General features: G+C 72.6%; 11 protein-coding genes. 4 read left to right on the forward strand and 7 right to left on the reverse strand.

The genetic code is table 11. The annotated features are described in order from the left end of the window. Positions 1-37: 37 nt before the first annotated feature. Positions 38-403 (reverse strand): PH domain-containing protein, encoded by a 366-nt coding sequence (locus tag ACIG0D_RS18740; RefSeq protein ID WP_365756885.1) that lies wholly within the window; start codon positions 401-403, stop codon positions 38-40. Positions 404-485: 82 nt separating this feature from the next. Further along, positions 486-1,184 carry a hypothetical protein gene (locus ACIG0D_RS18745; protein WP_399801851.1) on the reverse strand — a complete coding sequence of 233 codons (699 nt, stop codon included), beginning with the start codon at positions 1,182-1,184 and terminating at the stop codon, positions 486-488. Between the two features lie 226 nt (positions 1,185-1,410). On the opposite strand from ACIG0D_RS18745, the gene ACIG0D_RS18750 reads away from it, so the two are divergent. Then, a complete protein-coding gene (locus tag ACIG0D_RS18750) occupies positions 1,411-2,127 on the forward strand; it encodes a hypothetical protein (protein ID WP_399801854.1) in 717 nt (238 codons plus the stop codon). A 6-nt stretch (positions 2,128-2,133) separates the two neighbouring features. Beyond that, positions 2,134-5,514 carry a hypothetical protein gene (locus ACIG0D_RS18755; protein WP_399801857.1) on the forward strand — a complete coding sequence of 1,127 codons (3,381 nt, stop codon included), beginning with the start codon at positions 2,134-2,136 and terminating at the stop codon, positions 5,512-5,514. A gap of 86 nt (positions 5,515-5,600) precedes the next feature. Here ACIG0D_RS18755 and metG read toward each other — a convergent pair whose 3' ends face one another. Continuing rightward, positions 5,601-7,316: a methionine--tRNA ligase gene (metG, locus tag ACIG0D_RS18760; protein ID WP_399801860.1), complete on the reverse strand. Its 1,716-nt coding sequence runs from the start codon at positions 7,314-7,316 to the stop codon at positions 5,601-5,603. Between the two features lie 120 nt (positions 7,317-7,436). Further along, complete coding sequence (locus ACIG0D_RS18765; RefSeq protein WP_399801863.1) at positions 7,437-9,263, reverse strand: VWA domain-containing protein; 1,827 nt, start codon at positions 9,261-9,263, stop codon at positions 7,437-7,439. Between the two features lie 242 nt (positions 9,264-9,505). Here ACIG0D_RS18765 and ACIG0D_RS18770 point away from each other — a divergent pair, with 242 nt between their 5' ends. Continuing rightward, on the forward strand, positions 9,506-11,581 hold the full coding sequence (locus tag ACIG0D_RS18770) for a PhoX family protein (RefSeq protein WP_399801866.1): 2,076 nt from the start codon (positions 9,506-9,508) through the stop codon (positions 11,579-11,581). Between the two features lie 295 nt (positions 11,582-11,876). Here ACIG0D_RS18770 and ACIG0D_RS18775 read toward each other — a convergent pair whose 3' ends face one another. Next, positions 11,877-13,826, reverse strand: a complete 1,950-nt coding sequence (locus ACIG0D_RS18775; RefSeq protein WP_399801868.1) for an FUSC family protein — start codon at positions 13,824-13,826, stop codon at positions 11,877-11,879. Between the two features lie 309 nt (positions 13,827-14,135). Then, complete coding sequence (locus ACIG0D_RS18780; protein ID WP_399801871.1) at positions 14,136-14,912, reverse strand: alpha/beta fold hydrolase; 777 nt, start codon at positions 14,910-14,912, stop codon at positions 14,136-14,138. A 79-nt stretch (positions 14,913-14,991) separates the two neighbouring features. On the opposite strand from ACIG0D_RS18780, the gene ACIG0D_RS18785 reads away from it, so the two are divergent. Beyond that, positions 14,992-16,476: a PLP-dependent aminotransferase family protein gene (locus ACIG0D_RS18785; protein WP_399801873.1), complete on the forward strand. Its 1,485-nt coding sequence runs from the start codon at positions 14,992-14,994 to the stop codon at positions 16,474-16,476. A 23-nt stretch (positions 16,477-16,499) separates the two neighbouring features. Here ACIG0D_RS18785 and ACIG0D_RS18790 read toward each other — a convergent pair whose 3' ends face one another. Next, positions 16,500-17,447, reverse strand: a complete 948-nt coding sequence (locus ACIG0D_RS18790) for a hypothetical protein (RefSeq protein ID WP_399801875.1) — start codon at positions 17,445-17,447, stop codon at positions 16,500-16,502. Positions 17,448-17,515 lie beyond the last annotated feature (68 nt).

Genomic DNA, 17,515 nt, shown 5'->3' on the forward strand with positions numbered 1-17,515 from the left:
GGGTCTCCCGGGCGCCCTTCGTCGTCCTGCGAGTGGCTCAGCGGGCCACGAACTGGGTGAGGATGGCCTGCACCTCGTAGATGTCGACGCCCTTGGTGAAGGTCTTGGTGATCGGCATCTGGCTGCCGGACAGCCAGATCTTCAGCTCGGCGTCGAGGTCGAACGTGCCGGCGGTCTCCACCGCGAAGTGGGTGATGCTGCGGTACGGGACGGAGTGGTACTCCACCTTCTTGCCGGTGATGCCCTGCTTGTCGACCAGGATCAGACGGCGGTCGGTGAACAGGATGGTGTCGCGGATCAGCAGGTACGCGGCGTGCACCTGCTCCCCCTGACCCAGCAGCCGGGCGTAGTCCTGTGCCGCCTGGGCCGGGTCGATGGCGTGCGCGTTGCCGAAAAGAGCCATGTCAGTGGTCCCCCCACTTGGTAGTGATCTTCGGGCAATCTACCTGGCGGGTGGCTCGTTCGCACCGGTTGGAACGTCCGGATTACGTACCGGTCGTGTCACCGTCGATCGTGTCCGGGGAGGCGCCGTCCTCCAGCAGGCGTTCCGCGATGTCGTCGGACCACGACTGGGCCCAGGCCCGCAGGGCGCCGATCTCCGGTTCCGGCAGGCCGTACGCGGTGAAGGCGCCGTCCGGATACCAGTCGGTGCCGGTCAGCCGGGACTGGAGGGTCGGCAGGTCGAACGGGTCGTGGGCGTGGCGGCGGCCCAGTTCCTCCAGGTCGGGGAAGCTGTAGCGGGCCGCGGCGGCGCGGGCGTCGAGCAGGTCCACGGCCGCGCCCCGGTCGTACAGGGCGCGGATCTTGGTGCCCACGGCGTCGTCCATGGAGAGCGTCGGGCCGTACTCCGTGGGGACCGGCGGCTGCCAGAACGCCTCCTTGTGGAGGGCGAGTTCACACGGCTCGTCGGTCTCCGGGGCGGTGGCCGTGAGCTGCGCCGACAGCGGCGCGACGGTGCGGACGACGACCTCCCGGCCCAGGGAGCGCAGGGCCGCGGCGACCTCGTCGGCGACGCGCTCCATGGGCTCGGGGCTCTCCGTCGCGACGTCGACGTTGGCGTGCGGGCGGTGCAGCAGGCCGTGCGCCTGAAGGGCGTACCCGCCCGCCAGGACGAGTCCGAAGGGACCGCCTGCGGCGACGACGTCGGCGATGAGCCCGCGGTGCGGGGCGGAGAGGTTCCTCACGGGTGCAGCACTCTGCCAGAGTCCGGGACGAGGCGGGCTCAGCCGCGCCGCTGCCAGGGCGGGGGCGCGGCCGAGGGCCGGTCGAGAGTTCGGCCGGTGGCCTGACAGTCGGGCCTTCGGGCGCGGTGGTGACCGCACCACAACTGCACACCAATGCGCGGGAGTTGGGTAATCACGGCTTCCGCGGCGTTTATGATGCTCATCCGATCAGTGCAACGGGGGCAGGATGACAGCGCAATCCCTTCCTGAGCACGGCCCTGCCGACGAGCGCGAACGGGTGCTGGATGCGGTGCTGGCCCCGGCCAGCGAGGCGTACTACTCCGAGCGGGTCCGGTCGGGCAGCGGTGCGCGCCTGCGGGCCCAGGCTGCCCAGTCCACAGTCACCTTGTTCGCGGGCGGCCTCGTGGCCGCGCTGACGTTCACTCAACTGGCCGACCGGCCCCTGATTACCCGCTGGGCGGGTCTCGCGGCCGTGGCGCTGTGGCTGTCCGCAGCCGTGCTGTATCTGCGGGCCGTGGCGTTGCCGGTGTCCGCCCTGACCGGGCCGAGCCACGCCCGCGATCGCCTGGACTTGCTCAACGCCGTGCTCAAACGAGCCGATGACGAGGCCGCCGAGGTCGACAAGAGGCAGAAGCGGGCCAACGGGGTGGTCATGGGCGCACTCGTCGTCAGTCTGCTCACGGTCGGCCTCGCTGCCCTGCTCGGCCCGGAGAAGGAAATGGTCCCCGGCACGGTGGTCCTCGCCCCTTCGTACGCCAAGAGCACGCGCGCCGTGTGCGGCAAGCAGGTCGAGCGGGTCGAAGGGGAGATCGACAAGAAGTCGCTCGGCACTCCGTTCGTGCGCGTCACGGTCGACGCCAAGGACTGCGGAAACGGAACCGGCAAGACGGAGCTGGTGGTGCCCAGGAGCGCGGTCCGGGCCATCGCCATGAAGGGAGCCTGATCACTCATGAGCGCGGCCTTCCACTTCTTGTGTCTGACGCCTCTCGCCCAGCACGACGCCGTTCTGTCCGGTGTGCGCGCCCTGTACGCCGAGGGCCGGCACCTCGACGGCGTCTTTGTCCTCGGCCTCGGCGCTGACGCGCCCCGGCCGGTCACGCCAGAGCAGACTGCGGACTTCCTGGACCGGGTGATGCTGGAGTGCCTGGAGTCCGGTGCCGACCAGCTGCCCCCGGTGGTGCTCGTGCCGTGGAGCCACGACGTCCGACCCATCGACCCCGGCCAGGGCGGGCTGATCAAAGCGCTCACCCGTTACTGGGACGACACCCAGCAGGGCCTGTGGCAGGGCAAGGAGGATGATGTCGTCGAAGCGATACGCAGAGTGCCGTTCGACGGCTTCACGGACGCGCCGGAAGGGCTCACCGGGTTCCCGGACTGGCGGCAGGGCGTTCTGCCGGGCGAAGGGGCCGTTCGGCTCGAGGCGGACGGCTTCTCCGTGGGCGTCGTCGCGGTGAACACCGTATTCCGCATGGCCGTCCCCGAGCCCACCGCCGACGTCGCGACCTGCACGGTCCACCAGCTGGACGCCGCGGTCGGCGAGGCCTACATCCGGTGGGCGAGCGGGAACGACCTGTCCCTCGTCCTGGCTGGGCACACCGCGGCACTGCCGGAATCGGCCCTGCCCGTCCTGGAGCGAACGTTACCGCTCGCTGCCGAGGGCTCGCCCTCTCCGCCCGGACCGGGCGAGCGCTGGAGTGTCCCGTCGCTTGGTGAGACCCGGCAGCACAGACTGCTGAGGGTGGAGTTCACCGCGGCCCGGGTGCCCAAGGTGCGGGATCTCGCGGCGCCGTCGGCCCAGCAGCCGGTCGCACTGCCCCGCCCCCGACGCGCGGGCGGCGGCACGACCGCAGTGGTGCCCCGTCAGCCCCAGGCGGGCGCCTACGACGAACAGGCCGCGCTCGACGAGTTCTACCAGCAGATCGGCACGGGGAACGCGGTTGTGGTGGCCGTCTCCGGCATTCACGACAAGGACCGGCCCATCGACACGGACACCCTCACCAGACGGCTGACGGAGGCTGTTTACGGCGAGATCCCCGACCCGCCTCCGACCACGCCCGAGATCTGGTCGACCGCGCGGGACCGCCTGGGGACACGTGTGATCGAGCGGTTCGTCGAGGAACTACGCATTGACCCGCCGGTCTTCGCCGCCGCCGCGCACCGCATCCTGCACGCACCGTGGTGGCGCATCTACGACTTTACCGCCACGGACCTCTTCACCTCCGTGCTCGAGCACGAGCCGAGGGCCGCGGAGACCACTACGTTCGTCAACGCGTTGCTGCGCAAGCCCGTCGCGGGCAGCAGTACCGTCGAGACCGTCGCGATGTACGGCAACCCGGACGCGGTCGGCTCGCTCGACTTCGGCGTTCCCGCGGACGACGACGTCTCCTCGCGGGGGCTGTGGTTCCGCAGGCTCAAGGCCGAGCTGCTGTGCCATCCCACCGTCTTCATGGCCGCCTCCCCCAGCAGCCGCGCACTCTGGCAGGCGCTGACGCTGGTACAGCCGCAGAGCGACGCGGAGCGGTACCCCCGCTTCGTCGTCACCGGACCGGGGACCGCCGCGGACCGCGACCGGCTCCGGCAGGCGGGACTGACGCACATTCAGGCAGTGCCACATGACTTCGCCGTGGAGCGGCTGCGGCCAGGTCTGGAGATCCTTCAGCAGGGCAGGAGACGGCTCGCGGACGTCCGGGTCGGCGCGCGGCGCGGATCGGGCATCAAGCTCGTCTCGTCGCTCGTGGACAGTGCACCCGCCGGCAGCGTCGAGTACCTCAAGGGGCAGGACCCCACTTGGGGCGACATCAAGGACGGGTTTGCGCCGAAGCTGTCGATCATCGACCGGATCCGCGAGAGCGCGGCCCGCGCGGAGGACGAACGGCACGGCATCGTCCTGGTGGAGGGCCGCGCCGGCTCTGGCAAGACGACCGCGTTGATGCAGTACGCGTATGAGCTGCACCAGAGCGGCCGGACCGTGGCCTGGATCGACCGCGAGGCGACGGATCCGCTGGCCAACCTGAAGATGCAGGCCCGCAGCATGGCCGCCGAGGCTGTCTTCGTGGACGACGTCGACATCTTCGGCAGCATGGCCGCGTCGTTGCTCAAGGATCTGAGCAACGGTGGCAGAACGCTGGTCGTCGCGGCGATCCGCACCACCCGCACCGACGAACTGGATGTCACCTTCCGGCCCCGGCCGGTGTCCGCTGACGAACCCCTGCGGGATGACGACCTCGGCGCGATCGTGGATGTCCTGCACGAGCACGGACTGCCGGGAATACTGAAGAAACACGGGCCACGGCAGCAGAAGATCGACAAGCTGCGAGAGCTGTGCGACCGGAGCCTGCTCGCGGCGATGATCCAGGTCGTCACGGGCAAGCGGTTCGAGGACAAGGTCGCCAGCGAGTACCACGAGCTGAACCGCGAGCAGACGGCCGTGTACTCGACGGTGTGCGTGTTCGAGTCCGCCATCGTCTTCAAGAAGCGCGGCATCGAGCAGGAGGATCTTCTCCAGATCGTCTCCGGGCGCGCGGCACCGAACCCGTCGATGCAGAGAGCGATCAACCGGCTCGTGGCCACGCGGGTCCTGACCCGGGCCGCGGACGGCACCGTTCGCTGCCGGCAGCGCACCATCGCGGACACCGTGGTGGAGACGGTCCTCAAGAAGAACCCTGATCAGCTGGGCAGTGTCATCGAGTTCCTGATGCGGTTCTACGCCCAGTACGCCGCCGGGATCCGCGACAACGACGATCCGTACCGCCGGATCATGATCAGGCTGCTGAACCATTCCCTGATGGTGTCGCTCCGGCTCGCTCCGGCCAGGGTCCGGGAGATCTACGACACCGTCCACGAGCTGCTGCGTGACAACTTCCACTACTGGCTGCAACGCGGCGAGTACGAGCTGGAGCGCGGAGACCTCGGTATCGCCGAGAACCATCTGGAGACCGCTCAGGGCTGTGAGGGCGGTGCCACCGACCACTTTGTACTGACCGCGTGGAGCGCCATCCGGTTGAGGCGGTCCACCGTCGACCCGGCCGACGCGAATCTGCGCGAACGGGCGCTGGAAGCCATCGGTGTGCTAGAGGACGTGGCCCGGCGTCACGGCGGGGCCTCTCCGCACTCCTTCTCGGTGATCGCCCGACGTGGCGCTGAGTGGGTGGAGGCATGCGAGACGGCATTGTCCGGGGACCAGCTCGACGACATCCTCCGGCGGATTCTCGCCGTCGTCGACTCCGGCCGCCGGTTCTGCAAGGACAACCACGAGTTCATGCGCATCGCCGACGAGTTCGAACCCCAGCTCAAGAGGTTGCTGGAACGCAGCAAGGGGATACCGCTGTAGAGACGCCGAAGCTCCCCCCGGCTAGAGGCCGGGGGGAGCCGAGATCCGGGAGCACGCCCGGAGCCCACCCGGGCTAGGTCCGGGCGCTACTGCGGCTCGCCGCCGAAGCGCTCCTTGTAGGCCGCCAGGTCGTCGTCCGTCAGCTTGGCGAAGAGGACCGGGGGCACGGTGAAGGGGGTGCCGGCGGGGACGGAGGCCAGGGCCTTCGCCTCGTCCTCGGTGACCCAGGTGGCCGTGTCGTCGGCGAGGTCGAAAGCGGCGCGCATGGCGGCCGAGGTGGCCGGGATGAACGGCTCGGAGACCACCGCGTACAGGTGGATGAGGTTCATCGCGGTGCGCAGGGTCAGCGCGGCGCCGTCCTTGTTCGTCTTGATCTCCAGCCAGGGGGCCTTCTCCTCCAGGTAGGAGTTGCCCGCGGACCACAGGGCGCGCAGCGCCGCGGCGGCCTTGCGGAACTGGAGGGCCTCCATCTGCTGCTCGTACTCGGCGAGCAGGCGGGCGATCTCCTCGCCCAGGCGGGCCTCCGCCTCGCCGGGCTCGCCGCCCGCGGGGACCGCCTCGCCGAAGCGCTTCTTGGAGAAGGACAGGACGCGGTTGACGAAGTTGCCGAGGGTGTCGGCGAGGTCCTTGTTGACCGTGGCGGTGAAGTGCTCCCAGGTGAACGACGAGTCGTCCGACTCGGGGGCGTTGGCGATGAGGAAGTAGCGCCAGTAGTCCGCGGGGAGGATCTCCAGGGCCTGGTCGGTGAAGACGCCGCGCTTCTGGCTGGTGGAGAACTTGCCGCCGTAGTACGTCAGCCAGTTGAAGGCCTTGACGTAGTCGACCTTCTTCCACGGCTCCCGCACGCCCAGCTCGGTGGCCGGGAACATCACGGTGTGGAAGGGGACGTTGTCCTTGGCCATGAACTCGGTGTAGCGGACGGTGTCGTCCGCCTCGTACCACCAGGACTTCCAGTCGCGGTTCTCCGGGTCCTGGTCCGCCCACTCCTTCGTAGCGCCGATGTACTCGATCGGGGCGTCGAACCAGACGTAGAAGACCTTGCCCTCGGCGGCCAGCTCCGGCCAGGTGTCCGCGGGGACCGGGACGCCCCAGTCCAGGTCGCGGGTGATGGCGCGGTCGTGCAGGCCCTCGTTCAGCCACTTGCGGGCGATGGAGGAGGCCAGCTGGGGCCAGTCGTCCTCGTGGCGGGCGACCCAGGCCTCGACCTCGTGCTGGAGCTTGGACTGGAGGAGGAAGAGGTGCTTGGTCTCGCGCACCTCGAGGTCGGTGCTGCCGGAGATCGCCGAGCGCGGGTTCAGCAGGTCCGTGGGGTCGAGGACGCGGGTGCAGTTCTCGCACTGGTCGCCGCGGGCCTTGTCGTAGCCGCAGTGGGGGCAGGTGCCCTCGACGTAGCGGTCCGGGAGGAAGCGGCCGTCGGCCGGGCTGTAGACCTGGCGGATCGCCCGCTCCTCGATGAAGCCGTTCTCGTTCAGCTTGCGGGCGAAGTGCTGGGTGATCTCGACGTTCTGCGGGCTGGAGCTGCGGCCGAAGTAGTCGAACGCGAGTGCGAAGCCGTCGTAGACGGCCTTCTGGGCGTCGTGGGCCTGGGCGCAGAAGTCGGCGACCGGGAGGCCCTGCTCCTTGGCCGCCAGCTCGGCCGGGGTGCCGTGCTCGTCCGTAGCGCAGATGTAGAGGACGTCGTGACCGCGCTGGCGGAGGTACCGGGAGTACACGTCCGCCGGGAGCATGGACCCCACCATGTTGCCCAGGTGCTTGATCCCGTTGATGTAGGGAAGGGCGCTGGTGATGAGGTGTCGAGCCATGGCTTGGCTGCTCCCAGGTCGGTTGTTTACGAACCTTGAAATCGTAGCCGAGATGGGTGGGCCGCCCGCTTCCCGTTCTGAGAGGTGGGAAGGGGCGGCCGGGGCGGGGTGTCGGCGTGCTTACGGGCGCGGGCGCCAGTTCGCGAGTACACCCTGGTACAGCTCGGTGTCCGTCAGCTCGCGCGGGGCCGGGCCCGCGTGGAAGAAGGACGTGTTGTCCGTCTTCAGCTTGCGGAGGTAGTCGAAGGCCTTGTTGTCGTGCTCACCGAAGGCGACGAAGGCGAAGTGGATGTGGGGGTGGGTTTGCGCGGCGGTGGTGAGGGCCTGGGTGGCGGGGGTCTTCGCGTCCGGGGCGCCGTCGGTCTGGAAGATCACCAGGGCGGGCGTGTCGGGCCCGGCGGTCTTGTCGTGGTGGGCGAGGACGTCCTCCACGGCGACGTGGTAGCTCGTACGGCCCATGCGGCCCAGGGCGGCGTGCAGCTCGTCGATCTTGTTCTCGTGGTCGGAGAGGGTCAGCTCGCCGGTGCCGTCGAGGTCCGTGGAGAAGAAGGTGACGTGGACCGTGGCCTCGGGGTCGAGGTGGGCGGCGAGGGCGAGGGTCTGCTCCGCGAGGGCCTGGGCGGAGCCGTCCTTGTAGTACGGGCGCATGGAGGCGGAGCGGTCGAGGACGAGGTAGAGCTTCGCTCGGGTGCCGGTGAGGTGGGTGTTCTTGAGGGTTTTCGCCGCGGCCTTGTAGGCGGTGGTGAGGGTGGGGGCGTGGGATTTGATGTGGGGGAGGGAGAGGGCGGGGCCCTGCGGGGCGGGGTCGGTGTTCGCGGCCTCGGCTTCGCCTTCGGCCGTGGTGTTCCCACCCGCACCACCCGTGCGGGAGTCGTCGTCGGGTGCGGGTGGCCCCTGCGGGGCGGTCTCGCCGTCGGCGGCCGCGGGCTCCGGGGTGGCGTCCGCCTGCGGCTCCGCCGCGGCATCCGTCTCTGCCTGCGCCTCGGGCTCCGGCGTCGGCTCAGCCGCCACGTGCGGCTGGCGCTCCGCCTCGCCCTCGCCGCCGGCCTCGGGCGTCGGCTCCGCCTCCGCCTCCGCTTCGGCCGCCGGTTCCGGGTCGGTATCCGCCTTCGGCTGGGGCTCCTCGGCCTGCTCCGGCTTCTCGGCGGGCTCCGCCTCGGCCTCGGCTTCCGCGGCCGGTGCGGCCTCCACCGTCGGCTCGGCTTCCGCCTCGGGCTCGGCCTGCTCGGCCGACTCGGTCTCCGTCACGGGTTCGGCTGCCGCCGGCAGGCTCTCCTCGGCCTTGGGCTCGGACTCGGCCGTCTGCTCCGGCTCCGCCTGCACCTCGGACTCGGCCGTCTGCTCCGGCTCCGCCTGCACCTCGGATTCCGCCTGCGGCTCGGGCTCAGCCGGCAGGCTCTCCTCCGCCTTCGGCTCGGGCTCGGACTCGGCCTCCGACTCCGCCTTCGGCTCGGGCTCCGCCGTCTGCTTCGGCTCCGGCTCCGCCACAGCCTCGGAATGCCCCGCCTGCTCCGGCTCCGCCGGCAGGCTCTGCTCCGGCTTGGCCGGGGGCTCCTCCGGCAGCGGGGTTTCCTGGGAACGGGTCGGGCGGGGGACCGTCACGTTGTCGAAGGCGGCGGCGACCAGGTCGTGTGCTTCGGGGGTCGCGGAGCGGGGTTCCGGGACGGTGGGGGTGTCCTCGGCCGGGGTGTGCCGGGGGGAGGCGTCCCCGGGCGTGGCCTGGCGGGGGGAGGCGTCCCCGGGCGTGGCCTGGCGGGGGGAGGCGTCCCCGGGCGTGGCCTGGCGGGGGGAGGTGGCCTCGGGGGCGGTCTGGCGGGGGGAGGTGGCCTCGGGGGCCGTATGGCCGGTGGGGGGCTCTTGCGTGGGGGTGGGGGCATCCTCCGGGGTGGCCTTGGGTGGCTTGCGGGATCGGCCGAACGCGTTCCGCAGGAGAGTGAGAATGCCCATGTGCGCAACCCTTCGATGTGAGTTGGAGCCCGTCAATCCCTGGCCAGGACGGACACGTAAGGTTAGCGGGCCCGGAGGGCGATCTTGAGGGGTGTCAAGGGCTGTTCGGGACAGAGCGGGCAACTTCGGGACAGCTACCGTGGGTTCACTCCGCGTTCACGTGCAGGCCCCACTCCCGAACGGACGTGCGCTTAGCGTCCCTGGCGCTGGACATATGGGGAAGCCAGGGGAGAAAAATCATCGTGCGTCGCATCACGCTGCCCATCATCAGAAGCTCGTCCGACTCGCACCCGGGCGGCCGGTCCGCGCTGACCTGCCGTTTCCGGTGTGGTGACGCCTGCTTCCACGAGGTCCCGAACACCACCTCCAACCCGTACGTCGGCGATGTCATCGCCGGCGCCCTCAGCCGCCGTACCGTGATGCGCGCCGCCGCCGTCGTGACCGCGACCGCCGCGGCCGGTGCCTCCGCCGTCGCCGGCGGCGCCGCGCCGGCCGCCGCGGCGCCCGCGGACAAGGCTGCCGAGGCCGCCAAGGGCAAGGGGGCTCGCGGGCTGCGGTTCGCGCCCGTCGCCCCGAACACCGACGACGTCGTGACCGTCCCGGACGGGTACGCGCAGAACGTCGTGATCCGCTGGGGCGAGCCCATCCTGCGCGGTGCGCCCGCCTTCGACCCGGAGAAGCAGACGGCGAAGGCGCAGGCCGGGCAGTTCGGGTACAACAACGACTTCCTGGCGCTGCTGCCGCTGCCGGGCGAGCGCGGGCGGCAGATCCTCGTCGCCAACCACGAGTACACCGACGAGGTGCTGATGTTCCGGGGCTACGACCCCGAGAACCCCACCCGTGAGCAGGTCGAGATCGCGTGGGCCGCGCACGGCCTGTCCGCCGTCGTCGTGGAGGGCGAGCGGCGCACCGGCAAGCTCGTCGCCGTGCCGCGGCACCCGCTGAACCGGCGGGTCACCGCCACCACCGAGTTCCGGCTGACCGGCCCCGTCGCCGGGTCGGACCTGGTCAAGACCTCCGCCGACCCGTCCGGCACCAAGGTGCTCGGCACGCTCAACAACTGCTCCGGCGGCACCACCCCGTGGGGCACGACGCTGCACGGCGAGGAGAACTTCAACCAGTACTTCGCCAACGCCACCCGCGCCACCGACAAGCGGTACGGGCTCGGCTCCGGCGCCACCGAGCGCAAGTGGGAGCGTTTCGACAAGCGGTTCGACGTCGCGCAGGAGCCGAACGAGCCGCACCGGTTCGGGTACGTCGTCGAGCTGGACCCGTACGACCCCACCTCCACGCCGCGCAAGCACACCGCGCTCGGCCGGTTCAAGCACGAGGGCGCCACTGTCCGCCTGACGGAGGACGGGCGGCCCGTCGTCTACTCCGGTGACGACGAGCGGTTCGACTACTTCTACAAGTTCGTCGGCTCCAAGCGGATGAAGAAGGGGACGAGCCGGGCCGTACGCGAGCACAATCTGTCGCTGCTCGACGAGGGCACGCTCTACGTCGCCAAGCTCACCGGCGACTCCCCCGCCTTCGAGATCGACGGCACCGGCAAGCTGCCGTCCGACGGCGAGTTCGACGGCAGCGGCGAGTGGATCCCGCTGGCCACCGCCACCGCGGACGGCGCCGTGTCGCACGTCGAGGGCATGACCGCGGAGGAGGTCTTCGTCTTCACGCGGCTCGCCGGTGACAAGGTCGGCGCCACGAAGATGGACCGGCCGGAGGACATCGAGCCGAACCCGCACACCGGCAAGGTGTACGTCGCGCTCACCAACAACAGCAACCGTGGCAAGACCGGGTACGCCGGTGCCGACGAGGCCAACCCGCGCAACCTCAACAAGCACGGCCAGGTGCTGGAGCTGACCGAGCGCTGGAACCGGGCCGACAGCAAGAGGTTCGCCTGGTCGCTGTTCCTCGTCGCCGGTGACCCGAACGACCCCGCCACCTACTTCGCCGGGTTCCCGAAGGACCAGGTCAGCCCGATCTCCTGCCCGGACAACGTGGCCTTCGACCCGTACGGCAACCTGTGGATCTCCACGGACGGCAACCAGCTCGGCTCGCACGACGGCCTGTTCGGCGTGGCCACGCGCGGCGAGCGGCGCGGTGAGCTGAAGCAGTTCGCCACCATGCCGACGGGTGCGGAGACCTGCGGTCCCGTGATCCAGGACCGGCGGGTGCTCGTGGCCGTGCAGCACCCCGGTGAGGTCGACGGGGCGAGCGTCGAGAAGCCGGCGTCCGCCTGGCCCGACGGTCCCGGCCGGATCGTCCGCCCGGCCGTGGTGGCGATCTGGCGCAAGGACGGCCGCGACATCGGCGTCTGAGGGGCGCTCGGGGGGCGCCCGGCCGGTGTCCCGCGGGCCTCGGCGCGGCGAGGCGGTCGCCCAGGGGTGTCTCGCCGATCATGCCGGGCTCCCGGCGCTAGGGGGTGTCTCGTCGATCATGCCGGGCTCCCGGCGTCTGGCACCGCGCCTCGCCGCGTTGTCGTCGGTCGCCGATTCCCCCACGCTCGGCTGCGCTCGCGCGGGGGCACCCCCATCGCATCGACTCCCTCCTCCGCCTTGCGATGCACGGCACCAGACGCCGCTCGCTGATCCGGCCTGATCGACGAGACACCCCCTAGTGCGGTGAGGCGATCGCCCTCGCCGCCGCCACCTCCTGGCGCAGGGGCTCGAGGACGCTGCCCGCGGGGCCGGTGAGGTCGGTGCGGACGGCCACCAGGGTGTCCGCCCGGCGGACGCCCTCGGCCAGTTCCCGCAGTTGCAGGATCACCTGGGACACCTCGGCCGACGACGGCGGGGCCGCGCCCTGCCTCACGCGGACGCGCGCCGCCGTCGTCGCGTCGACGATCCGTTCCACCGCCACCACCAGCGGCCACCACGCCGCCGCCCGGCGGCCCGTCGGCGGCGGCTCGGTCAGGGCGCGCTGGAACTCGGTGCGGATCGCGGAGAGGTCCCGGTAGAGGCGGCGGCGCATCCGGGCGCGGGCCGCGGGATCGGTGGCCTGCGCGCCGCTGCCGAAGGCGCACTCCACATAGCGGGCCGTGTCGGCGACGGCGTCCGCGAGCCGGTCGCCGACCCGGGTGTGCCAGCTCTCCGGCCACAGCAGATAGCCCGCGACGAGGGCGATCGCGCAGCCGATGAGGGAGTCCACCAGGCGGGGCAGGAGCAGGGCGGTGCCCTGGCGGTTGAGGATGTCGGACAGCAGCAGGATCACGGGGGTGATGGCGGCCGTCTGGTGGCCGTAGCCCCGGGGCGTGAGGGCGGGGATCAGCGGGGCGAGGAGGAGCAGGACCGCCACGTCCCACCAGCCGCGCGGCACCTGGGAGAGCACCGCCGCCGCGACGACCAGGCCCGCGACCGTGCCGAGGGCGCGCAGCAGGGCGCGGGAGAAGACCGAGCCGAAGTCGGGCTTGAGGACGAACGTGATGGTCAGGGCGACCCAGTAGGAGCGCGGAACCGCGACGGTCGACACCAGGACCTGGGCGAGGCCGATGCACAGGGCGAGGCGCAGGCCGTAGCGCCATGAGGCGGCGGACAGCAGCACGTTGCGGGCGGCCAGGGCGGCGCGGGTGCGCAGCGCGGCAGGGCGGCCGAGGTGGTCGAGGATGCCGGTGGGGTCGATGTCGGGGGCGGTGACGACGTCGGCGGCGTGCCGCAGTGCCTGGTCCACGGCGCGGCCGGTCTCCGTCAGCGGCAGGGGCAGGCGCAGCCCTATCGGGCCGGTGTAGCCGGTGTCGACGGCTTCGGCGAGGTGCCGGACGGCCTGCGGGACCTCCGGCGGGAGCGGCCGGCCCGCGAGGTGCGCGGCGGGGGCGGCCTCGATGACCGGGATGACCGCGTTGAGCTGGGCGAGCAGCCGGGTGAGGTCGCGGCTGCGGCTGTGGTAGCGGGAGCGGCGGGCGAGGACGACGTCGTACGACTGGTTGAGGGCCTGGGTGGCGGCGTGCCGGGCGGTGTCGTACGTCTCGGTGTCCGCGCCGCACGCGGCGAGCAGGTCGGCGACGGCCCGGTAGGCGGCGGCGACGGCGGTGCGCTCGGGCACGCCGGAGCGCAGCGGCCAGGACAGCAGGGCGAGGACCAGGACGAGCAGTCCGCCGCCGGTCATCAGCAGCGGCGCGAGCCACCAGTCGCCGGGCATCGGCAGGCCCGCGCCGACCACGGCGTTCAGCAGCAGGAGCAGGCCGGACACGGAGGAGACCGCGCCGATCGTCGAGATCATCCCGGACACGAGGGCGATGACGGTGAGGACGGCCACCGCCGCCCAGCCGTGGCCGTACGCGAGGGAGCCGAGGGTGACGCCGACCGCGCCGAGCAGCTGCGGGACGGCGATGTTCAGGATGCGCAGGCGGTAGGCGTCGGCGGTGTCGCCGATGACGCCGGACAGGGCGCCCATGGCGGCGAGGGCGCCGTACTCGGGGCGCCCGGCCGCGAGTCCGACCGCCGGCGGGAGGGCCATCGCGACCGCGGCGCGGACGACGGCCGCCCGGTTGACCGGGGCCTGCTGGGGTCGGAGGTTCCGGACCAGCCAGTCGGGAGGGGTGAGGCCGGTCGGGAACTCTCGGGACATGCGCCCATTATGGGCGCCTTGCCCTGCGGGGCGGGTGGATGGCTGAGCGGCCGGGGGGGAGGGGGGACGGCTGAGGCGGGCCGTGGGCTGGGCGCCCCGGAAGATCAGGGTGGCCGGATGATCGGGGTGGCCCGGAAGGTCGGGGCGCCGGAAGGTGAGGGCGCCGGAAGGTCGGGAGCCGGAAGGCGGGGATCGGGGCGGCCGGACGGCCAGGGAGCCGGAAGGCGGGGATCGGGGCGGCCGGACGGCCAGGGAGCCGGAAGGCGGGGATCGGGGCGGCCGGACGGCCAGGGAGCCGGAAGGCCGGGTTCAGCCGGGGATACGGGCCAGGAAGTCCGCCAGTGCCGCGTTGAACTCCTCCGGGCGCTCCAGGTTCGGCATGTGGGCGGCGCCCTTGACGACGTGCAGGGTGGAGTCGGGCAGGAGGGCGTGCAGGGACTCGGCGACCGGGACCGGGGTGAACTCGTCGTCCTCGCCGACGACGACCAGGGCCGGGACGGTGACGCGGGTGAGGAGCGGCCGGTAGTCGGGGCGTTCGGCGCGTCCGCGGAGGGCCGCGGCGGCGCCCTCGGGCGGGGTGGCCGTCATCATGCGGTGGACGTGGGACTGCACGGCCGGGTCGGCGTAGGGGGCGACCATCTTGTGCAGGACCTCGTCCGCGTAGCCCCGCATCCCCTCGCGCAGCAGGCGGTCGGCCATGGCGTTGCGGGTGCGCTTGCCCTCCTCGGTCTCGGGCGCGGCGAAGGTGTCGGCGAGGACCAGGCCGTGGACGCGGTCGCCGAGGCGGGCGACGCACTCCATGGCGATCTGGCCGCCCATGGACAGGCCGGCGAGGACGACGGACTCCACCTCCAGGTCGTCCAGCACGGCCTCCAGGTCGGCGGCGAAGGCGGAGAGCGGGGTGATGCCCGGGACCACCGGGGAGGCGCCGTAGCCGCGCAGGTCGGGGGCGACGACCCGGCGGTGCGGGGCGAACGCCTCGATCTGCGGAGCCCACATGGAGCGGTCGAAGGGGTGGCCGTGGATGAGGAGCAGGGGTACGCCGTTTCCGGCGCCTTTGTCCTCGTATGCGAGGGAGACGGTCATGGCCTCGACCGTACGGTGCCCCAACTCCTCGGTGCAATAAGATCTTTGCTCTCGGTGCAATCCCAACGAGGGGGCCCACGTGGACGATTACCTTCGCCTCGCCGACCGCATAGCCGCCGACATCGCCTCCGGACGGCTGCGGCCCGGCCAGCGCCTCCTTCCGCAGCGGACCTTCGCGCGACGCCAGGGGATCGCCGCCTCCACGGCCGGGCGGGTCTACGGCGAACTCGTCCGCCGGGGTCTGGTCGTCGGCGAGGTCGGGCGGGGCACGTTCGTCCGCGCCACCCCGCCGACGGCGGGCGCCGGCCGCGCGCTCACCGAGCCGGCGGACCCGAGCCCGGACCCGTCCCCGAACCCGGACCTGGGTCCGAACCCGGACCTGGGTCCGAACCCGGACCTGGGCCCGAACCCGGACCTGGGCCCGGCCCTGGCCTCGGCCCCATCTCCGTCCCCGGCCCTGGCCTCATGCCCGCCTCCGACCCCGGTTCCGGAGCCACCGGTCAACCTGGAGCTGAACTACCCCTCCGCCCCCGGCCAGTCCGAGCTCCTCGCCTCCGCCCTCACCCGCCTCCTCGACCCCGCGGCCCTCACGGAGGCGCTGCGCCCGGCCCCCGCCACCGGCACCGGACCGGCCCGCGCGGCGGCGGCCGGGCTGCTCACCGCGCCCGGCTGGCGGCCCGCGCCCGAGGGGGTCCTGTTCACCGGCAACGCCCGCCAGGCCATCGCCGCCGCGCTGGCCTCCCTGGTCCGCCCCGGCGGCCGGGTCGGCGTGGAGCCGCTGACGTATCCGCTGGTCAAGGAGATCGCGGCGCGACTCGCCCTCACCCTCGTCCCGCTCGCCACCGACGACGAGGGGGTGCTCCCCGAGTCGGTCACCGCCGCCCACCGCACGGCCCCGCTCTCCGCGCTCTACCTCCAGCCCGCCCTGCACAACCCGACCTCGTTCACCACCCCCGAGCCGCGCCGCCGCGCCCTCGCCCGGACCGTCACCGACCTCGGCCTCCCGGTGGTCGAGGACCGCATCTGGTCCTTCCTGCGCCCCGAACCCCCGTTCGCCGCCCTCGCCCCCGGCCTCACCCACGTGGTCGACGGTCTGTCCAAGCGGGTCGCGCCGGGCCTGACCGTGGGCTTTCTCGTCGTACCGCGGGAGCGGGTCCCGGCCGTGGCCGCCGCGATCCGCTCCGGCGGCTGGAGCGCGGGCCGGTTCGCCGTGGAGGCCGCGGTGCGCTGGATCGAGGACGGCACCGTGACCCGGCTGGTCACCGCCAAACGCGCGGACGCCGCCCGCCGGCAGCGCCTGCTCACCGCCCGGCTGCCCGGCCTCACCGTGCGCTCCGACCCGCACGCCTACTACGCCTGGTGGGAACTGCCCTCCCCCTGGCGAGCCGACACCTTCACCGCCGCCGCGGCGGCGCGGGGCATCGCGGTGACGCCGGGGCCGTCGTTCGCCGTGGACCCGGCGCGTACGCCGAACGCGGTGCGGCTGGGGCTGGCCTCGGCGGGGATGAGGGAGCTGGGGCGGGCGCTGGGGGTGCTGGGGGAGTTGGCGCGCAAGAGGGCGTGAGGGCGCGGGCCGCCCGCCGGTCCTCAGGCCCGGGCCTCGGTGGGCCCGGGGACGGGGTCCGGTGGGATCGGGGTGCGGGGGCGGGCGGCGGGGCCGAAGCGGGTGGTCAGCCAGGTGGCGGCGGCGACCGCCAGACCGAGGGCGAGCAGGAGCCAGGAGGTCGTGCGCAGGGTGGCGGTGAGGGCGTCGTAGACCGCGCCCGCGGCCGGGCGGTGCGGGGCGGCGGGCAGTCCGGCGAGGGTCAGATGGCGGCCCGCGGCGATGGCGAGGCCGAGGAGTGCGCCGCCGAGGGCGGTGCCGAGCGCGGTGGCGGTGACCGCGCGGCGGCGGCAGCCGGCGAGCGTGATCCCGGCGACGGCGAGCAGGACCGCCGCCAGCGGCAGCCAGAACGCGGCGACCTCCAGGACGTCGTAGCCCTTGCGCAGCCGGTCCGCGTCCGCCGCCGGCAGCACCGCGACCTCGGTGTGCGGGACCGGGATGCGGTCCGCCAGCGGGACGTTGTCGTCCGCGAGCCGGCGTTTCACCTCGGCGGCGACCGGGGCGATGTCGACGGTGACGGGCCTGCCCTCGTCGCCCTGCCGTACGGCGTGCAGGACGGCGGTGTGGGTGGCCCGGTTCGCGGCGTCCCAGCCCGCGCGGAAGGCGTCCGTCCGGGTGAACGAGCGCGCCGCGTCCTGCACGAACGGGCCCATCACACCACGCAGCGGCAGCCCCAGCTCGCGTGTCAGCTCCGCCCCCATGGTGTCCGCGACGGCGTTCCGCACGGCCGGATCGGTGGCGAGCGGCGCCATCGTGCGCACGTACCGCCCGGTGTCCGTGAGTCCGTACGCCGCCCAGGCCGCCAGTGCGCCGAACGGCAGCAGCAGGCAGGCCAGGGCGATCAGCGCGGCCGACAGCCCGTCACGGACCCGCGGGGGGCGGTCCGGCGGGCGGCGGAGGCGCTGGGATCGGGGCGTCGTACGGGGGGACACGCTCTCAGGCAACGGCGTGCGCGCGGACGGCGCGACAACTGGGCCGCCGTACGGGTGGATCCGCGGGC

This window comes from Streptomyces sp. NPDC052773 (assembly GCF_044547145.1).
Classification (GTDB): Bacteria; Actinomycetota; Actinomycetes; order Streptomycetales; family Streptomycetaceae; genus Streptomyces.